This window comes from Cupriavidus basilensis OR16 (assembly GCF_000243095.1).
Classification (GTDB): Bacteria; Pseudomonadota; Gammaproteobacteria; order Burkholderiales; family Burkholderiaceae; genus Cupriavidus; species Cupriavidus basilensis_D.
On the sequence record NZ_AHJE01000038.1, the window covers coordinates 25,162 to 43,723 of the forward strand.

The 18,562-nt window shown below is 66.6% G+C and carries 16 protein-coding genes and 3 pseudogenes; 11 read left to right on the top strand and 8 right to left on the bottom strand.

The features are described 5' to 3' along the window. Positions 1-40: 40 nt before the first annotated feature. From OR16_RS14620 to OR16_RS45780, 3 genes are all read right to left on the bottom strand, one after another. Positions 41-1,966 (bottom strand): sigma-54-dependent Fis family transcriptional regulator, encoded by a 1,926-nt coding sequence (locus OR16_RS14620; RefSeq protein ID WP_006158724.1) that lies wholly within the window; start codon positions 1,964-1,966, stop codon positions 41-43. A 235-nt stretch (positions 1,967-2,201) separates the two neighbouring features. Next, positions 2,202-2,558, bottom strand: a complete 357-nt coding sequence (locus tag OR16_RS45775; protein WP_050982977.1) for a hypothetical protein — start codon at positions 2,556-2,558, stop codon at positions 2,202-2,204. Beyond that, positions 2,555-2,809 carry a helix-turn-helix domain-containing protein gene (locus OR16_RS45780; RefSeq protein WP_050982978.1) on the bottom strand — a complete coding sequence of 85 codons (255 nt, stop codon included), beginning with the start codon at positions 2,807-2,809 and terminating at the stop codon, positions 2,555-2,557. The genes OR16_RS45775 and OR16_RS45780 overlap by 4 nt, the downstream gene beginning before the upstream one ends. Positions 2,810-2,883: 74 nt before the next feature. Here OR16_RS45780 and OR16_RS45785 point away from each other — a divergent pair. After that, positions 2,884-3,642: pseudogene (locus tag OR16_RS45785) on the top strand (FAD-dependent monooxygenase); the annotation flags it as partial. A 22-nt stretch (positions 3,643-3,664) separates the two neighbouring features. After that, positions 3,665-4,981, top strand: coding sequence for an alpha/beta hydrolase fold domain-containing protein (locus tag OR16_RS48245; RefSeq protein WP_006158726.1), 1,317 nt, complete (start codon positions 3,665-3,667; stop codon positions 4,979-4,981). Positions 4,982-5,056: 75 nt separating this feature from the next. On the opposite strand, the gene OR16_RS14635 is transcribed toward OR16_RS48245, so the two are convergent. Continuing rightward, on the bottom strand, positions 5,057-5,329 hold the full coding sequence (locus OR16_RS14635) for a hypothetical protein (protein ID WP_006158727.1): 273 nt from the start codon (positions 5,327-5,329) through the stop codon (positions 5,057-5,059). Between the two features lie 190 nt (positions 5,330-5,519). On the opposite strand from OR16_RS14635, the gene OR16_RS14640 reads away from it, so the two are divergent. The 3 genes and pseudogenes from OR16_RS14640 (at position 5,520) to OR16_RS14650 (ending at position 9,691) form a co-directional block, all read left to right on the top strand. Further along, positions 5,520-6,485, top strand: coding sequence for an alpha/beta hydrolase (locus tag OR16_RS14640; protein ID WP_006158728.1), 966 nt, complete (start codon positions 5,520-5,522; stop codon positions 6,483-6,485). A 9-nt stretch (positions 6,486-6,494) separates the two neighbouring features. Further along, positions 6,495-8,410, top strand: a pseudogene (locus OR16_RS14645) (penicillin-binding protein 1A). A gap of 21 nt (positions 8,411-8,431) precedes the next feature. Next, positions 8,432-9,691 carry an arsenic transporter gene (locus OR16_RS14650; protein ID WP_006158729.1) on the top strand — a complete coding sequence of 420 codons (1,260 nt, stop codon included), beginning with the start codon at positions 8,432-8,434 and terminating at the stop codon, positions 9,689-9,691. Positions 9,692-9,703: 12 nt separating this feature from the next. On the opposite strand, the gene OR16_RS14655 is transcribed toward OR16_RS14650, so the two are convergent. From OR16_RS14655 to OR16_RS14670, 4 genes and pseudogenes are all read right to left on the bottom strand, one after another. Continuing rightward, positions 9,704-11,023 (bottom strand): NAD(P)/FAD-dependent oxidoreductase, encoded by a 1,320-nt coding sequence (locus tag OR16_RS14655; RefSeq protein ID WP_006158730.1) that lies wholly within the window; start codon positions 11,021-11,023, stop codon positions 9,704-9,706. Continuing rightward, a pseudogene (locus tag OR16_RS14660) lies at positions 11,020-11,801 on the bottom strand (amino acid ABC transporter ATP-binding protein). Before OR16_RS14660 ends, OR16_RS14655 begins: the two are co-directional and overlap by 4 nt. Further along, the gene (locus OR16_RS14665) at positions 11,798-12,403 is read right to left on the bottom strand and encodes an amino acid ABC transporter permease (protein ID WP_006158732.1); all 606 of its coding nucleotides are present in this window, start codon (positions 12,401-12,403) and stop codon (positions 11,798-11,800) included. The pseudogene OR16_RS14660 and the gene OR16_RS14665 overlap by 4 nt, the downstream one beginning before the upstream one ends. 6 nt (positions 12,404-12,409) lie before the next feature. Next, positions 12,410-13,174, bottom strand: a complete 765-nt coding sequence (locus OR16_RS14670) for an ABC transporter substrate-binding protein (RefSeq protein ID WP_043419760.1) — start codon at positions 13,172-13,174, stop codon at positions 12,410-12,412. 184 nt (positions 13,175-13,358) lie between these two features. On the opposite strand from OR16_RS14670, the gene OR16_RS14675 reads away from it, so the two are divergent. From OR16_RS14675 to OR16_RS14700, 6 genes are all read left to right on the top strand, one after another. Continuing rightward, a complete protein-coding gene (locus OR16_RS14675) occupies positions 13,359-14,153 on the top strand; it encodes an IclR family transcriptional regulator (protein ID WP_006158734.1) in 795 nt (264 codons plus the stop codon). A gap of 516 nt (positions 14,154-14,669) precedes the next feature. Next, positions 14,670-15,098, top strand: a complete 429-nt coding sequence (arsN2, locus tag OR16_RS14680; protein WP_006158736.1) for an arsenic resistance N-acetyltransferase ArsN2 — start codon at positions 14,670-14,672, stop codon at positions 15,096-15,098. 264 nt (positions 15,099-15,362) lie between these two features. After that, positions 15,363-16,088, top strand: coding sequence for a GTP cyclohydrolase I (folE, locus tag OR16_RS14685; RefSeq protein WP_043419790.1), 726 nt, complete (start codon positions 15,363-15,365; stop codon positions 16,086-16,088). A 45-nt stretch (positions 16,089-16,133) separates the two neighbouring features. Continuing rightward, positions 16,134-16,577, top strand: a complete 444-nt coding sequence (locus OR16_RS14690; protein WP_006158738.1) for a BLUF domain-containing protein — start codon at positions 16,134-16,136, stop codon at positions 16,575-16,577. An 86-nt stretch (positions 16,578-16,663) separates the two neighbouring features. Then, entirely contained in the window at positions 16,664-17,461 is a 798-nt protein-coding gene (locus tag OR16_RS14695) for a fumarylacetoacetate hydrolase family protein (RefSeq protein WP_006158739.1), read from the top strand. Between the two features lie 162 nt (positions 17,462-17,623). Beyond that, on the top strand, positions 17,624-18,157 hold the full coding sequence (locus tag OR16_RS14700) for a hypothetical protein (RefSeq protein ID WP_006158740.1): 534 nt from the start codon (positions 17,624-17,626) through the stop codon (positions 18,155-18,157). The last annotated feature ends 405 nt before the right edge of the window (positions 18,158-18,562 follow it).

The following is an 18,562-nucleotide window of genomic DNA, read 5'->3' on the forward strand; positions in this document are numbered from 1 at the left end:
GCGCCAATTCGCCACAACTTAACCGCGATTCAGCCGCGATTTAACTGCGATTCAGCCGCCGGTAAATCGTATTGCGCGACAGGCCGAGCTCGCGCGCTGCCTGGCTGACATTGCCGCCGTGGCGCGCCAGCGCCTGGTGGATCATGGCGGCTTCCCGATCGCGCAGGCGCTCGGGGGGGCTGGCGGGCGTCACGGGCATGACGGCTGGCGCCGCGTCCCTATCCTCCGCGAAAATCGGCTCGCACTCGAAATCCTCCGGCAAATGCTCCGCGCGGATCTCTCCTTCGCCTTCGGCCATGATGGCCGCGGTGCGCAGCACGTTGACCATCTGGCGCAGGTTGCCCGGCCAGGGATGGCGCCCGAAGCGCGCCAGCACATCCTCGGCAACGCGGGTTGGATGCGCATCGCCATGCTCCGCCTGCGCGAGTTGCTGGGTCAGGATGCGCGCCACCAGCACCGGCAGGTCCGTACGGTCGCGCAGCGCGGGCAGCGTCACCGATAGCGCATTGATGCGGTAGTACAGATCCTCGCGGAAGGTGCCCGCCGCGATCATCGCGCGCAGGTCGCGGTGGGTGGCGCAGATGATGCGCAGGTCCACGGGAATCGCCTGGGCCCCGCCCAGCGGGGTCACGGCGCGCTCCTGCAGCACGCGCATGAGCCGCACCTGCTGCGCCAGCGGCATGTCGCCAATCTCGTCAAGGAACAAGGTGCCGCCGTGCGCCTGCACCAGCTTGCCCGGGCTGCCACGCCGGCGCGCGCCGGTGAAGGCACCGTCCTCGTAGCCGAACAGTTCCGCCTCGATCAGGGACTCCGGAATCGACGCGCAATTGACGGCGACGAATGGCGCTGCGCCGCGTGGCGAGTCGCGATGGATGGCGCGCGCCAGCCATTCCTTGCCGGTACCGGTGCGGCCCAGCACCAGGATCGGGATGTCACGGCCGCGTACCTTGTCGACCCGCTGCAGCACGGCGGCCATGCGGGCGTCGCCGGTATCGAGCGCGGCCAGCGCCGAGGCATGCGCCGGGGAGGATGCCGGGGCCGATGGACGCGCGGCCGGCGCGGGCGCGCGACGCGGCGGTGCGAGCAGCGCCATCCGGGCGAACACCAGCACGCGGCTTGGCAGGGTCAGCGTCAGCAACTGGCCGCACGCCTCTCCCCCCTGCCTGAGCGCGGTGCCCAGCGGCATACCGAACAAGGCGGCAAAACTCTGGCGGTCCAGCGTATCGGGCGACAAGCCGAGCTGGAACAGCCCGCTGCGGTTGGCCGCCACGAAGGTGCCATCGGCCGAGAACGCCGCCATGCCTTCGAATAGCGTGCCGACGAACTCCGGCCGCGCGTGAAAGCGTACCAGCGCGGCATCGGTGAAATGCGTGGCAAACAGATGGTTCTCGATCATCTGCGCGGACATGCGCACCAGCGCCATGGTGTGCTTGTGGAAACCGCGATGATCGCCGCTCACATCGAGCGCGCCCAGCACCTGGCCAAACGGCCCGGCGATCGGCGCGCAGGAACAGGTCAGCATGCGGTTGGCGCGCAGAAAATGCTCGTCGGCATGGACCACCGCGGGCCGGGCCTCGGCCAGCGCGGTGCCGATGGCGTTGGTGCCCTTGCTCGACTCCGCCCACGATACGCCCGGCGCCAAGGCCACGCGCTTGGCCCGGTCGGCAAAATCGCCGTCGCCCAGGCTGTGCAGGATCACGCCGCCGCTATCGGTCAGCAGCACCATGCTCTCGGTATTGGCGATCTGCGCGTGCAGGGTTTCCATGACCGGCAGCGCGTGCCTGTACAGCAGTTGGTTGGCGTCGACCAGTTCGTGCAGCGTGCGCAGGCCCAGCGCTTGATAGTCCACCGCGTGGCTGGCCTCAAGGCCGAAACCGGTGGAGCGCGCGTGCGCGCGGGCAATCAGGATGCGGCGCTCCGGGTCGGCGTCCGGCGTTGCGGCGTGGCTGGCAAGCGTGCTGCTCATGGCGGCAGGTCTCCTGTTCTGGATCCCGGTGTGGCCGGGTCAGGCCGTCTTTCGCGCCGGCCTGTCTGGCGGCGTGGCGACCTTGCCGCCAAACCTTATCATATGCCGCCAGCGCAACGCGCGCGCGCCACCCGGAAGTCTGGTGCAACACCCATGTCCGCGGTACGCGCGCTTCGCGCCCGGCCCCTCCCGTTGTGATGGTTGAAGGGACTTCCCCGGGGAATGCGCCAGCCCGCTACTTCGGCGGGGACGTTTGATCGCTGCCCGCGGGTGACGGCGCAAGCAGCGCGAGCGTCGACGCGGATGGCGGCGCCTCCAACATAGCCTGCAGCGTGTCCAGTACATTGGATACGCTATAAGCCGGCTCCCAGAATCGATTGGCGATCTGCAAGTCCATGGCGGCTTCCCACGCCGCCCAGACTGCGCTGCCATAGATGCCAACCAGCGAGAGCCGCTGATGCAGGATCGCGGGCGGGATCAAGGGCAGCAGCACCGCAAGGTGCGCCAGGCAGCGCCGATAACCCTTGTTCCACGTGTCGCCTACGGCCTCCCGGAGCAGCTCGCGATCGGTCAGCTGCACACTCGCGATCATTCCGCCTCCATCTGGTCAAGCATGGCCTGGCGCCGGGCATCGATGCGCTGCGCGCCGTCGAGCACCAACTCCTTGAGCAGGTCGCGCCTGGATCCAAAGTGATAGTGCAATGCGGCGTTGTTCCGCTGGCCCGCGGCCGACACGATCTCCTGCACTGTCACGCCCTCAGCGCCGCGCAGGGCAAATAGCCGCTGTGCCGCCTGCTTGAGTCGAGCCCGCGTCTCCAAACCGTCAGCCCTCAGGGTTTTCACTGATGCCATCTCTAGTTAAGTGAATTACATTAATTAAACAATACCACTTACTTACCAGCAAGGAGCGTATCGACATGCGAGTGATCATTGTAGGCGCGGGCATCGGAGGGCTTTGTGCGGCGCAGGCGCTGCGGCACCACGGCATTGATGCGGTAGTTCTCGAACNGGCGGAAAGATTGACGGAGGTGGGCGCCGGCATACAGATCGCAAGCAATGGCGCACTTGTGCTGCGTGAACTGGGCGTCGAGGCAGCCCTTGCTGCTGTTGCCACGCAACCCGATCGCTATGGTGCGCCGATGTACAACGTGCATCGCGCCGACCTGATCGACATCCTCGCGCGTGGGCTGCCTGCAAGCGCGGTCCGGCTCGGCGCAAAGGTCGCCAGGATTGGCCAGACTGCCGATCAGGCGTGGGTGGATCTTGTCGGAGGGGAGCGGCTCGAGGCAGACGTCGTGGTCGGTGCCGATGGCATTCACTCGGCCGTGCGTGCAGCGCTTCGGGGGCCGGAAAAGACGCAGTTCGCCAACATTCTGATGTGGCGCGCGCTGATCCCTGCCCACAAGCTTGCAGGGCTGCCGCTTCCCGTGCGAGGCAACAACTGGTTCGGCCCGGGACGCACCGTGATCTCGTATTGGGTGCGTCCGGACCTTTACAGCATTCTCGCGTCCGTGCCGGCGGGGGAAGTGCATCGCGAGAGTTGGAGCACCAACGGCAACGTTGAGGAACTACGACGCTCATTCCAGGGAGCCGAGCCGACGGTTACCGCATTGCTCGATCAGGTGGAGACCAGCTTTATCACGGGCATGTATTACCGGGATCCGATTGAGCAGTGGAGTACTGGCCGCATCACGCTGCTTGGCGACGCTGCGCATGCCATGGTGCCCTTCCTCGCGCAGGTTCCTCGCGCAGGGCGCATGCCAATCCATCGAGGACGCCTGGACCCTGGCGGTCACGCTGGCAAGGCAGAGCAACGCGAGCATCGCCGAACGACTGCTCGAGTATGAGCGCCGCCGGCAACCACGCACCACGCGTGTACAGGCCGGAGCCCGCGCCATTGTGAAAATGGCGCACGAAGCCGATCCGGAGCGCGTGCGCGTACGAAATGGCCGCTGGAAAGGGATGGCGCGTATCGATCCGCTTGCCGAGACCTCCTGGGCCTTTGTATGGGGACACGACGAACGCCTGGCAGCTCAGCAAGCTCCCGACGAAGTGGTGGGCATCGCCAATGCCCGCGAGGGCAAGCGCATGCAGCGGCCCGAGAGCCAGCGCGCATTCAACATCTGGAAAAATACATTCACGCCAGAAGACGTGGCTCGCGGCCACGATGGCATGCGCGAGGCCTATGACCGCATGCTGCTGAGCCACTTCCCGGTGCCGCGCGACGTGTCCATGGAGAAAGTCGAACTCCACGGCGTGCAGGCTCTCAGGGTAGACGCTGCCGAAGCGTCAACAGATAGCCCCGTCGTGCTGCATTTCCACGGCGGCGCATATGTGCTGGGTTCAGCGCGCAGTTCGCTGGAATATGCGCATCGGCTTTCCGCAGCAGCCGGCGGGGCCTGCTACACGGTCGACTACCGCCTGGCCCCCGAGCACCCCTATCCTGCCGCCGTCGACGATGCCCTGGATGCCTACCGTGGCCTTCTCGCTACCGGAGTCCCTTCTCGACAGGTCTTCCTCAGTGGCGAGTCGTCGGGCGGTGGACTGGCGCTGGCCCTCGCCATCGCGATCCGCAGCGCTGGCTTGCCTGCGCCCGCCGGCGTCTTCGCGGTCTGTCCCTTTACCGACCTGACGTTGAGCGATCCGACTGTCCAGGCCCGCTCCGGAGACGACCCGGCAGCGCACCGGGACTCGTTATGCCTGCTTGGCGCGTCGTATTTCCAGGGTCACGAGCCGACTGATCCGCTCGTATCCCCGCTGTATGGGGACCTGCGCGGCCTTCCGCCACTGTTCCTTGCAGTCGCGCAGGGCGAGGTACTCCAGAGCGATGCCACGCGATTGGCTGACAAGGCGCGCGCCGGTGGGGTGGACACGACGCTACGCGTAGTCGAGGATTCGGTGCACGTCTTCACGCTGTTCCCGTTCTTGCCCGAGGCGCGGCGGACATTGGCCGAATTTGCCGATTGGAGTCGCGAGCGCATCGGCTGCGCCCCGCAGTCTTTGACGCCGGCGTAAAGGACCGATCCGCCGACGTTCAAGTCCAGCGCAGTGTGCGCATCGCGCGAGCGCCGGATGCGGCGCCCGCCGGAATCAGCGCTTGCCGTCGAGCAGGTCGTTCAGCACGTCGTCAAATGCCGCTTGCGCATCTTCCAGCGCCTGCAGCGACGCGTCGAAGGTCTGCAGCGCCATCTTTGACGGCTTGCCGCTGCCCTGCGGCGCAAACTGCCCCTGCAGTGCAGAAAAGGCCACCTGCACCTGGCGGGTGGCGTTGACTACGCGCTCCATCGCCCGGGCTTCTTCCGCGCGGTTTTCTTCGTCGTTCTGCAGGTCTTTCTGCTCGTTTTGGTCGTTTTGTTCGCTCATGCCCTTGGCTCCGTGCGCGGCCGCACCGGCCGCCGTTGATGTGAGGCGTATCGTACAAGAATCGGACGAGAACTTGCGCGCGGGTTGCCCGGTCGAATGCCGTGCCCCCCGGAAAATGATCCAGGAGACGCCAGGACACGCCCCCCCCGCATTGTGCTGAAAAGCCAGGCTGAACAAACCCTCCGAACCCATGCCACCCCATTCACGCAAGGCCATCGCCGCCGTCCTGCTGACAGCAGGCGGCTTTACCTGCTACTGGACCTACCTCACGCTGAACCAGGACAGGTTGCTGTTCGACGCTCGCCGCCGTCCGCCCCGGGAGCTGCCCGAGGGCATTACCGCCTACTCGCACGAGGTGCCGGGAGGCTTCCTGCGGGGCTATGTGTACGGCGCCCAGGGCGTCCAGGACGCGCAGACCGGGGAAACCGTGCGCGATGCCGAAACTGCGCGCGACCTGCTGTTCTACCTGCCCGGCCGCGGCGAGGACGTGCTGGACACCATGCGACACCTGGCCTGGCTGCCGCCAGGCGTGGGCTTTGCCACCATGGACTACCGCGGGCTGGGCCACTCTGACGGCCAGCCCTCCGAGGCGGCCGCCGTGGCGGATGCCAGCCAGTTCCTGCTGCACCTGCGCCGCAGGTTCCCGGGCACGCGCGTGCACGTGGTGGGCCGAAGCCTGGGCACGGGCGTAGCCATCCAGCTGGCGGACCTGCAGGATTTCGAGAGCCTGCAGCTGATCACACCTTACGACTCCCTGCTGGAGATCGTGCGCAAGCGCTTTCCGCTGGTGCCGCTGCGCCAGCTGATGCGCCATCACTTCGACTCGATCTCCCACTGCAAGAAGGTGGTGCAGAGCACCAAGGTACTGCTGGCCGAGGTCGACGAGGTGGTGCCGCACGAATGCTCGGAGCGCCTGATCGCGGCCTGGCCCGGCCAGGTAGTGCGGCAGATGATGCCGGGCACCAACCATTTCACCATCATCGAGCAGCCCGAGACCTGGCACGCGCTGGCGGAGTTCGCGCAGCAGGTCGGCCGTCCCGGCGCCCGGCCGATCGTGCCGGAGGCACCGCAGGCGCCCTGGATCGATGGCGCGCAACCGGCCACGCCGGAAGCCCCGGACGGCGTGGCCGGTTTCCCGGCCTTCGCCCCAAGGTAGAATGCGCGCATGAAAAGAGTCGTTGTAAAAGCAGCAAGCGTCACCCTGGCGCTGGCTGCGGCCTCCACCCTGCTAGTTGGGTTCGCCGCCGTGGTGAGCCTTCGTCAACTCCCCGCCGTCGATGCGCTGCGGGACTATCGTCCCGACCTGCCGCTGCGGATATTTACCAGCGACAACGTGCTGATTGGCGAGTTCGGCAACGAGCACCGCGAATTCGTCCCGCTGGAGCGCATGCCCAAGCCAATGTCCAACGCCCTTCTTGCGGCGGAAGACGATCAGTTCTACCAGCACGCCGGCGTGGACATTGCCGGCATCTTCCGCGCCGCCCTGGCCAATATCGGCGAGGGCTACGCCCAGGGCGCCTCCACCATCACCATGCAGGTGGCGCGCAATTTCTACCTGTCGCGCGAGAAAACGCTCTCGCGCAAATGGTATGAAATCCTGCTGGCCTGGAAGATCGACAGCTCCCTGCCAAAGGACCGCATCCTCGAGCTGTACATGAACCAGGTCTACCTGGGCGAGCATGCCTATGGCTTTGGCAGCGCGGCGCAGGCCTACTTCGGCAAGCCGCTGGATGCGCTGTCGCTGGCGGAAACCGCGATGCTGGCCGGCCTGCCCAAGGCGCCGTCGACGATGAATCCCGTGGTCAATTTCCCGCGCGCCAAGCTGCGCCAGCAGTATGTGCTGGGGCGGATGCAGGCGCTGGGCATGATCTCGCACCAGCAGTACCAGGCGGCCCGCGCGGAAACGCTGAAGGTGGCCGGCTCGCATAACGGCCGCTTTGACGGGCATGCCGAGTACGTGGCGGAGCTGGCCCGCCAGCTCGCCTACGACCGCTTTGGCGAAGCCGCCTACACGCGGGGCCTCAACGTCTACACCACGGTATCGTCGGTGAGGCAAAGCCTGGCCTACGAGGCCGTGCACGCCGGCCTCGACCAGTACGGCAAGCGCCATGGCATTGCCCAGGGCCAGCAAGCCGCGGCGCCGCAGGCGGCGCTGGTCTCGCTGGACAGCAAAACCGGCGCCATCGAGGCCATGATCGGCGGTGCCGACTTTGCCACCAGCCGCTTCAACCATGCCACGCAGGCGCTGCGCCAGCCGGGCTCGACCTTCAAGCCCTTCATCTATTCCGCCGCGCTCGAGCGCGGCGTGTCGGCCACCACGCAGATCAACGACGCGCCGCTGGATGCGTCGTCGCGCTGGCAGCCGGGCAACGACGACGGCCGCTTCCTGGGTGCGGTGAGCGTGCGCCAGGCGCTGGCGCAGTCGCGCAACCTGCCCGCCATCCGCACCTTGCAGGCCATCGGCATTCCCTATGCGGTGGACTATGCGGGAAAGTTCGGCTTCTCCGAGCAGCGCCTGCCCCGTTACCTGCCGATGGCGCTGGGCACCGGCACCACCACGCCATTGCGCCTGGCCGCCGCCTATGGCGTCTTCGCCAGCGAAGGCTACCGCACCGAGCCCTACCTGATCGAGCGCATCAGCGACGGTGCGGGCCAGGTGCTGTTTACTGCCGACAGCGAGCCCCAGCCGCACCGCGTGATTCCCGAGCGCAATGCCTATGTGATGAACAGCCTGCGTGGATGGGGTTCGACGACAACCGCAGCCTGGGCCAGCACGAATTTGGCGCCACCACGGCCCTGCCGATCTGGGCCAGCTACATGGAAGGCCGCCTGGCAGGCCAGCCCGAGGCGGAATTCGTTGCGCCCAAGAACCTTGTGCGCAACGGCGACGACTGGGTCTACGCGGAATATGCGGACGGCGGCCACGGCATCGCCTCGCTCGGCTTCCCGCCACCATCGGCACAGGCCGACGCGGCGGCGGACCCGGCACTCACCGACAGCGGCGGCTCGACCGAACCCCTGAAAACGGCGAGCCCGGCCCCAGCCGCGGCGCCGTCCAGTGCAGCGCCGCCCACAACCTGAACCGCCACCCGCAAGGCTGAGATGGATCTTTCCCCCTACAGTGGCCCCCTGATCTGGGCGGTGGCAACCGCCACCACCGTTGGCGTCATCATGCGGCCGTTCCGGCTGCCCGAGGCCTTCTGGGCCGTCGCGGGCGCGCTGCTGCTGTGCGTGACCGGCTTGCTTGCAGTGCCTGACGCCATGGCCGCCGTGGCGCGCGGCTATGATGTGTACCTGTTTCTCGGCGGCATGATGCTGGTGTCGGAACTGGCCCGCAAGACCGGGCTGTTCGACCATGTGGCGGCCGTGGCGGTGCGCCAGGCCGGGGGGTCGGCGCGGCGGCTGTTCATGCTGGTCTATGGCTTCGGCACGCTGGTCACCGTGTTCATGTCCAACGATGCCACCGCGGTGGTGCTCACGCCGGCCGTGCTGGCCGCCACCCGCGCCGCCAAGGTCAAGCATCCCCTGCCCTACCTGTACAGCTGCGCGTTTATCGCCAACGCCGCCAGCTTCGTGCTGCCGATCTCCAACCCCGCCAACCTGGTCATTTTCGGCGAGCACATGCCCTCGTTGGCGGGCTGGCTGGCGCGCTTCACGCTGCCGTCACTGGTGGCTATCGTGGCAACCTTTGCCGCGCTTTACTGGACCCAGCGCGACGCGCTGCGCGAGCGCATCGCGACCGACGTGCCGGTGCCGCCGCTGACGCTGGAGGCCAAGCTGACTGCCGCCGGCATCGTGGTCATGGGCCTGGTGCTGCTGATGGCCTCGCTGCGGGGCGCCGATCTGGGCTGGCCGACCTGCCTGGCCGGCGTGGCGACGCTGCTGCTGGTCTGCGCCTGCCGCCCCGGCTTGTGCCTGCCGGCGCTGCGCGAGATTTCCTGGGGCGTGCTGCCACTGGTGGCAGGCCTGTTCGTGCTGGTGGCGGGCCTGGAGCAGACCGGCCTGATCGGCAAGCTCGCCCACCTGGTGCAGGCGCTGTCGCAACAGTCGCCAACGGCCGGCGTCTGGGTGACCGGCGGCGCGGTGGCGCTGGTATCCAACGTGGTCAACAACCTGCCGGCCGGACTGTTCGCGTCCTCGGCGCTGGCGGCCAGCCATGCCTCCACGCAAGTCACCGACGCGGTGCTGATCGGCATCGACCTCGGGCCCAACCTGTCCGTCACCGGCTCGCTGGCGACCCTGCTGTGGCTGGCTGCGCTGCGGCGCGAGGGCCAGCACGTCGGGGCGCTGCAGTTCCTGCGCATCGGCGCGCTGGTGATGCCGCTGGCGTTGGTGCCGGCCCTGGCCACGCTGCTGCTCTAAAGGCCGCCGGCCTCAACCTAGCTTGTCCAGCAGGCTGTACCAGGCCACACCCGCTGCAATGTAGAAGCGCTGCAGGCCATGCAGCGGAATCCCGGTCACGGGCGTGATGGGATATGGAAAATCCCTGCCCTTGCCCGCTAGCCGCGCGGCGATATGCTGGCCCAGGCTGGTGCACAGCGCGATGCCCCGCCCATTGCAGCCCAGCGCCATGACGACGCCCGGCGCGGGCTCATGCACGTGGGGCATGAAATCCCGCGTGATCGCGATACGCCCTGCCCAGCGGTACTCGTAGGAGAGCGGACCGAGTTGCGGAAACAGCAGCTCCAGCGAGCGCTCCAGGTGCGCAAAGTCCTGCGGCCCGCGCGGATCGGCAAAGAAGCCGCGGCCACCCATCAGCAGGCGCCCCTGCGCATCCTTGCGGAAATACAGCAGCAGCCGCTGTGAGGTGGATGCCGTCTCGCCTTGCGTGAGGATGCCTTGCGCCTCGGCGTCCCGGAGCGGTTGCGTGGCCACGATGAAGCTGTTGGCCGACAGCACCGTTTGCGCCAGGCCGGGCCACAACGGGCCGGTGTAGCCGTTGGTGGCGATCACAACCTGCGTGGCCGTCACCGTGGTGCCCAAGGAAGTCGTCGCCACCCATTGCGTGCCCTGGCGCTCCAGCGCCGTCACCGCCGTGCCGCCATGCACCGCGGCGCCCGCCTGCTGCGCGGCGCTGACCAGCCCGCGCGTATAGGCCAGCGGCTGGATGGCGCCGGCGCGGCCATCCAGCCAGCCGCCGGCGAAGGCCTGCGTGCCCACGCGCCGCGCTACCGCGGCGCGGTCCAGCACTTCCACCGGCGCCCCGCGGCGCGCCCATTGCTCGGCGCGCGCATGCATTGCGGGCACGGCGCCCGGTGAATAGGAGAGTTGCAGCCAGCCGCTGCGCACGGGCTGGCAATCGATGCCGTGACGCGCGATCAGGTCGAACACCAGGTCGGCCGAGCGCGACACCACATCGATCAACGGCTCGGCCCGGGCGGCGCCGAACAGGCGCACCAGCGCGTCCGGATCGTGCTTGAGCGTGGGATTGACCTGGCCGCCGTTGCGCCCGGACGCGCCCCAGCCCGGCTCGTTGGCTTCCAGCACACATACGCGCGCGCCACCCTCGGCCAGGTGCAGCGCGGTCGAGAGGCCGGTGAAGCCAGCGCCGATGACCAGCACGTCGGTGTTCAGCGATGCGCGCAGCGCGGGCGTGGGCGGCGCAGCTGGGGCGGTGGCCGCCCACAGGGAAGATGGCATAGGCATCGCGGTAGCCGGGGCCGGCCGGCTTGCCGTGAACTGGCTGGAGGTCATGGCGCCAGGTCCCCCGCCGCTGCCACCGGCTTATGCAACACGCGCCGCAGGAAGTCCTGCGTGCAGGCGTGGCTGGGCGCGCCCAGCACCTGCGCGGCCGCGCCTTCCTCAACGATGGTGCCGCTGTGCAGGAAGCACACACGATCCGCCACTTCCCGCGCAAACCCCATCTCGTGCGTCACCACGATCATCGTCATGCCCTCGCGCGCCAGGTTGCGCATGACTTCCAGCACGTCGCCCACCAGCTCCGGGTCGAGCGCCGAGGTGGGCTCGTCGAACAGCATGGCTTCGGGCCGCATCGCCAGCGCGCGGGCAATCGCCACGCGCTGCTGCTGCCCGCCGGAGAGCTGCGGTGGATAGGCCTGCGCCTTGGCGGCCAGGCCGACCTTTTCCAGCAGTTCCATGGCTTCGCCGCGCGCCTTGTCCCGGCTCTCGCCCTTCACGTACACCGGGCCTTCCATCACATTTTCCAGCACGCTGCGGTGCGGGAACAGGTTGAAGCGCTGGAACACCATGCCCATGCGGCTGCGCAGCCGGTGGATGTCCTTGCCGCTGCGGTCCACGCGCTCGCCAAAGGCTCGGATCTCGCCGCCCTCGTAGGACTCCAGCCCATTGATGCAACGCAGGACCGTGGACTTGCCGGAGCCGGACGGGCCGATTTGCCGGAGCCGGACGGGCCGATCAGGCAGACCACCTCGCCCGCGTCGACATGCAGGCTCACGCCGCGCAGCACGTGGTGATCGTCGAAGTACTTCTGCAGGTTGTCGATCCGGATCATGGCTTTTTCCTCCCCGCGCCAAGGCGGCGCTCAAGCCGGCGCAGCCCGAACACCAGCGGCAAGCTCATCAGCAGGTAGAGCAGCGCTACCAGCGTGTACACCGTCATGTTCTGGAACGTGGACGAGGCGATCAGCTGGCCCGCGCGCGTCATCTCCGCCACGGTGATGGTGGACACCAGCGACGAGTCCTTGAGCATCATCACCAGCGTGTTGCCGTACATGCCCATGGCCTGCGCGGCCTCGCGCTGGCCCGGGTCGACAGCCTCGATGCCGGCGCGGAAATTCTCCGCCTGGTAGGCCGAGTAAGCGATGCCCAGGCCGATCACGCCGGCCTGGAAGGCTGTCAGGTGAATGCCCGCATCCGGCAGCACAAAGTAGATGTAGAACAGTTGCACGATGATGGGCAGCCCGCGGATCACATTGATCACGCCGGACGCACCCCACGACAGCGTGCGCGCAGGCGATAGCTTCATCAGCGCCAGCGCCAGCCCGAGCAAGCTGCTGAGCACGAAGGCGAGGACGGTCACCTCGACGGTGACCACCGCGCCCTGCAGCAGGATCGGCAGGAACTCCCGCGCGTGCTGGAAAAAATTGGCGTCCATGTGAGCTCACATGTTCCATTTCTGGATGATGCCGGCCAGCGTGCCATCGGCCTTGATCTTGGCGATGGCCTTGTTGATGCGGGCCAGCGTCTCGGTGTCGCCCTTGCGCACGACCAGGCAAACGTCGCCGACGTTGACCGGCTTGTAGCTGGCGGCCAGCTTCACGCCCGGGAAGGCATTCTGGCGGATCTGGTAGGCGATGATGGGCTGGTCGCCCAGGCCAGCCTTGATGCGGCCCAGCGTCAGGTCGCGCGTCATGTCCGCCACCGAGTCGTAGCTGCGCACTTCCTTGAAGATGCCCTTCTTGTTGAGCATGTCGAGAAAGACCGTGCCCACCTGTGCCCCCACGATCTCGCCCTTGAGTTCGTCCAGCGAGGCATAGGCCTTGTTGTCGTCGCCCTTGACGATCAGGCCTTCGCCGTATGCATAGACCGGATCGCTGAAGTCCACCACTTGCTGGCGCGCCGGCGTCTTGAGCATGGCAGCCGAGATGATGTCGATCTTGCTGGAGGTGAGCGACGGGATCAGCGCGGAGAAAACGGTCTGCTGCACATTGACGTTGAAGCCCCCCGCCTTGCCGACGGCCGTGACGGTATCGACCATCATGCCCTGGATGGTGTTGGTCTTCACGTCCAGGAAGGTGAACGGCACGCCGGTGGCCGTCGCGCCCACGTTGTAGGTCGGCGCCGGTCCCTGGGCCCAGGCGAACGAAACGGTGCTGGCAGCGCACAGGATTAGTGCGGCGCGGCGGAACATGGTGAATCGAGACATGCGGACACTCCTGGCGGAAGGGAACAAAAGGCGCCCGGATTGGGGCGACCCACCGACTTATGCAATGAGCATGCCAATTTTCAATTACTAGCGCTCGAAAATTAATTGTCGTTAACCAGTAATTGCTTTATTAGAATCGATATGCGATTCTATAACATGATTAAATGCCTTTTTCAGCACACCAATGTCGCAACCTGAAGCCAACGATTCCGCCAGCCTCTTGTTCAACCAGTCCTTGGAGAAGGGACTTGCGGTGCTGCGCGCCTTCAGCGCGCAGCACCGCACCATGACGATTGCGGACGTGGCGGATGCGGCCGGCATCAACAAGAGCTCGGCCCAGCGCATGGTCTTCACGCTTGAGCAGCTCGGCTACCTGCGCAAGCATCCGCAAACACGGCGCTACCAGCTGACACCCCGCGTGATGGAAATCGGCTTCAACTACCTGGCCGCCAACCCGCTGATCGAGGTGGCCAACCCTTTCCTTTCCGAGCTGACCAAGGTCACCACCGAGACCTCGTGCCTGACGGAGCCGGACCTGCTCGACATGGTCTATATCGCGCGCTTTGTCAGCGCCCACTTCGTGCCGGTGCATATGCCGATCGGCAGCCGTATCCCGATGTACTGCACCGGCTCCGGGCGCGCCTACCTGAGTGTGCTGCCGGACGACGAAGCGCGCGCCGTGATCGAGCGCTCGGCGCGGACCGCGCATACGGTCCACACCTGCACGGCAGTGGCGGACATCATGGAGAAGCTGCGCGAGACCCGGCAGCGCGGGTACGCGGTCAACAGCGAGGAGCTGTTCCTTGGCGACATGACCCTTGCCGCGCCGGTGATCGGGGGCAATGGACGGCCGCTTGGCGCGATCCACCTGGTGGCGCCCACCGGCCGCTGGACCCGCGAGGAAGCGGAACGCAAGCTCGGGCCGCCGCTGTTGCAGTGCGCACGGGCGGTGAGCAGTTCGGCGCGGGCGATGGGCTAGGCGCAGCTATTGCCGCGCGGAAGATGCCGCTGGCGGGCTCGCCAACGTTCAGGCCGGATCGAGAGTGAGCTGTCCAATACCTTGCTCGCTCTCTTGCTGCCGATGAAATTACGTGTGGCGGTACAGGCCGTAGGTGCCGGTCACAAGGGCGAACACGCTCCACACGATGTTGGGGCGCAGGTAGGCGATCCAGCTCCAGCGCGTGGCCTTGTTGTGCAAGGCCACCTGCAATTTCGACCTCGGCTGCTGGCGCTACTCGAATTGGCCAGCGATTGCAGCAAGACCAGGTGGACGACGCCGGCGCCCGCGGGCAAGAGCGACGCTCGCTATCGCACACCCAAGACGATAGCGAACCAGTGAAAACCCGGATCCACAGGCCCCGGATAGTGCTTTTCCGGACGGAATCGATCATGCCGACTGTCCAGTACGCGAATCTACTTAAGAACTATCCCTAGGCACCGTAAAGCTAGTCAGAACTTAAGATACGAAGAACAGCCCGAAGGGCAGGAGGGCAACATGCGCCCGCACTATGCAAACGAAAAAGACAGTAAGGAAATACAGGATCTGCTCCAAGCTTGCGGCTTGCCGGTTGACGGCGTAACGGAGCAAATCGGCAATTTCCTGGTGGTACGCGACAACGCTGGCCTACTCGGCTGCGCCGGCGTGGAGAACTATGGGCAAGTGGCCGTGCTGCGCTCGGTCGCCGTGGCCGAGCGTGCGCGCTCGGCGGGCCTTGGCGAATTGCTGGTGGCTGCGATGCTGGCCGAGGCCCGCACGCGCGGCGTGCAGTCCGTGGTGCTGCAAACTACCACCGCCGTCGACTATTTTGCCCGGCTGGGCTTTGAGCGCGTGGAGCGCGCCTGCATGCCCCAGGAACTGCTCGATTCCGCGTTGTCCCGCGAAACCTGCCCGGCATCCGCCACTTTGATGCAAGCCGCGCTGTAGCGGTCCCTCCCAAGGGCCCGCGCCCGCGCTGCGGCCCAGCCACATCGTGATCTGGCCGGCTCCCTCTTCCCAGCCCCCGCGCTGTTGCGTGCCACGCACCCATGGCTAGTCGGAGCCGGCGTAGGATATTGTTGTAAAGTAAGCGCACAGAGGCAACCGGAGGCCATGCGGGCCAAGGGGGTAGCGGCAAGCCATGCCCGCCTGCTCGCCGAGCCTTCAACGATCCTTCAACGACCCTTCAACGACAGCCACGAACCGCACGATATGGAATCCGACCACCAAGCACCCGCCCCCGGCCTCGAGGAGGCCTTGGGTAGTGTGTCGACCCGCATACGGTCGCGTTTGCAGGCGGCACGCGAGCGCTTCCACGCCAACGACAATATCTCCGCGTACGTCGAGCCCGGCGAACTGGACGAGTTGCTCGATGAAGTGCAGTCGCGCATGGAAGAGGTGCTGCGCAGCCTGGTGATCGATATCGAGCACGATCACAACACCCGCGAGACCGCGCGCCGCGTGGCCAAGATGTACCTGAAGGAGATCTTCGCGGGCCGCTATGTCAACCAGCCCAATGTGACCGAGTTCCCCAACGCGGAGCGGATCAACGAGCTGATGATCGTGGGCCCGCTGCGCGTGCGCAGCGCCTGCTCGCATCATCTGTGCCCCATCATCGGCAAGCTGTGGGTGGGCGTGATGCCCAACCAGCATTCCAACCTGATCGGGTTGTCCAAGTATGCGCGCCTGGCCGAATGGATCATGTGCCGCCCGCAGATCCAGGAGGAAGCCGTGACCCAGGTGGCCGACCTGCTGCAGGAAAAGATGAGCCCGGACGGGCTGGCCATCGTCATGGAAGCCGAGCATTTCTGCATGCACTGGCGCGGCGTGCGCGATACCGATGCCAAGATGACCAACAGCGTGATGCGCGGCTCGTTCCTGAAGGATGACAGCCTGCGCCGAGAGTTCCTGACCTTGCTGAACCGGACGCGCGACTAAGCCAGCGCCATTCACCGCCACGCACGCCAACCCAGTGGAGACAACATGCTCGTACGCCTGCTCTACGCCAGCCGCGCATGCCAGCCGGCCGATCCCGCGCTGGTAGACGCGATCATCGCTACCAGCGTGGCGAATAACCCAAAGCACGGCATCACCGGCGTGCTGTGCTACGGCAACGGCATCTTCATGCAGGCACTGGAAGGCGGCCGCACTGAAGTCTCGCGCCTGTACCAGCAAATCGGCCGGGACGCGCGCCATCAGGACGTGGTGCTGCTCCACTACGAGGAAATCCTCGAGCGCGAGTTTGCCGGCTGGGCGATGGGCCTGGTCAATACAAGCAAGGTCAATATGGCCACCATCCTGAAGTACTCCGCCCACGGCGAGCTCGATCCGTACCGCACCAGCGGAAACGCCTCGCAGGCCCTGCTCAAGGAGCTGATCGCGGGTGCGTCGATCGTGGGGCGCAGCTCGGAGCGCCATCGCTTCTGAGCGTTTCCTTGCTGCGCACTGGCCAGCCCCCGCTATTGAACAATCCATCATTCCACCATTCCATCACCGATCACCCAGGAGAATTTGTGAGCGCACCCTTCAACCCCGGCCCCGCGGCGATGCTGCTGGCCGATGCCTTGCGGCGCGGCGTGCAATTCGCTGACCTGCCCGCCGATGCCAAGCCGGCGACGCTCGCCGGCGGTTATGACGTGCAGGACCGCTTTATCGCGGCCCTGGGGGACCCGGTGGTGGGATGGAAGCTGGGTGTCGGCAGTGCCAACGCCTTGCGGCGCGCTAAGCTGGCGCGCCCGCTGGTGGGCCAGGTGGGGGCATCGCGCTGTTATGCCTCGGGCGATACGGTGCCGGTCCCCACGGGTGCGGTGGTGACCATCGAATTCGAGATCGCCGTGCGGCTGGCGCGCGACGTCGCGCCCCTGCAGGCCGAACTGGCACCGGCAGCGCTGGCCGATCTGATCGAAAGCGCGCAGGTTGCCGTCGAGGTGGTGCTGTCGCGCTATGAGGACCGCGTTGCGGTGGGCATGCCGGCTTTTGCCGGCGATAACGTGGGCTTCCATGCGCTGGTACTGGGCCCCCGGATCGGCACCGACAGCATGGAAGACGTGCGCGCGAGCGCCAGCGTGGCGCTTGATGGCGTGGCGTGCGCGCAGCCGCTTGCCGGCGACGACGCGGTCTACCCGTTGGAAGCCCTGCAATCGCTGCTGGCGCATGCCGCCGAGCGCGGCGTCACCTTGCGCAAGGGAACCGTGGTGACCACCGGCACGCTCACACGCCCGTTCGATGTGCCGGCCGGCGCCCATACGGTCGTGGCCGCCTATGGCGGCGGCGAACTGGTGGTGAAGCTCGCGCCGCAAGCCGCGGCCTGAAGACGGGGCCGTTTCCAGGCCCATCCGTCCCGTATCGTTCTCGTCACCCGAGCTGCCGGCCGAGGCGCTTCGCGCGCACTCGCGGCCTTGGCATTTCCAGTGGATAGGCTAGAACTATCACAAGGGCCTGGTTTTCAGGCCGCTGGTGAGAAGGAGCCGTTCATGGAACTCCATTTGCATATGCAGCCGCACCATTTCGCCCGCCGCGCGCCGGACTGGCGCACCGCTGCGATTGCGGGCCTGATCGCGGGCACCCTGTACGTCGTGCTGGAGTTGTTGACGGCGCGCTTTGTGCTGTACCAGGGGGCGTGGGGCACGGTCAAGATGGTGGCGGCCCTCATGCTGGGCCGGGAGGCGCTGGCCTCCGCAGACGCGTTCAGCTGGACCATCGTGCTGGCCGCGGGCATCGTGCACTTTGGCCTGTCGATCGTGCTGGCGACGATCCTTGCCATGCTCATTGCGTCGTTCCGCTTTGATTCCAGCATCGGCATGGCCACGCTGGTGGGCGCGGTGTTCGGGGTGCTGGTCTACCTGGTGAATTTCTATGTGATGGGCCGGTACTTCAACTGGTTCGACGAGGCGCGCGGGTGGGAAAGCCTGTTCGCCCACATCATGTTCGGGGTGATCGCGGCCGATGCCTACGCCAGCCTGGAACGGCGTGAGCCGGATGCGCCGGGGATGGCACCGGGTGGCTGAGCGCACCGCGGGCAAGACACATCGCGACGGCTGGCTACAGGCCGGCCTGTGCCATGCCGATCACTTCCGGCGAAGCGTTTCGCCGATCCCACGCTGGCAGCACAAGCTGGCAGGGCATCCGCCCCGGCCGCCGCCGTCCCTTGCAGCGCCAGGAAAAACCTGGACTCCAGGCTTGACAAACCCGCCGGGCCGCATTCCTCCCCCCGCTACCGCCCCACAGTGTTATCCACACTTTATGTGGATAACACTGTCAACAAGCTCCGCAAATGGCTCTAGCACGCGGACCCCATCGGACTGCCCACAAAACGGGCAACTGCAAGCCGGCGAGTCCGGCGGGGCCATCCGCCGCACTGCCTACAACGGATTAACGGCTTCGTCAACGGGAAGATACCGCGTTGCGCGCGC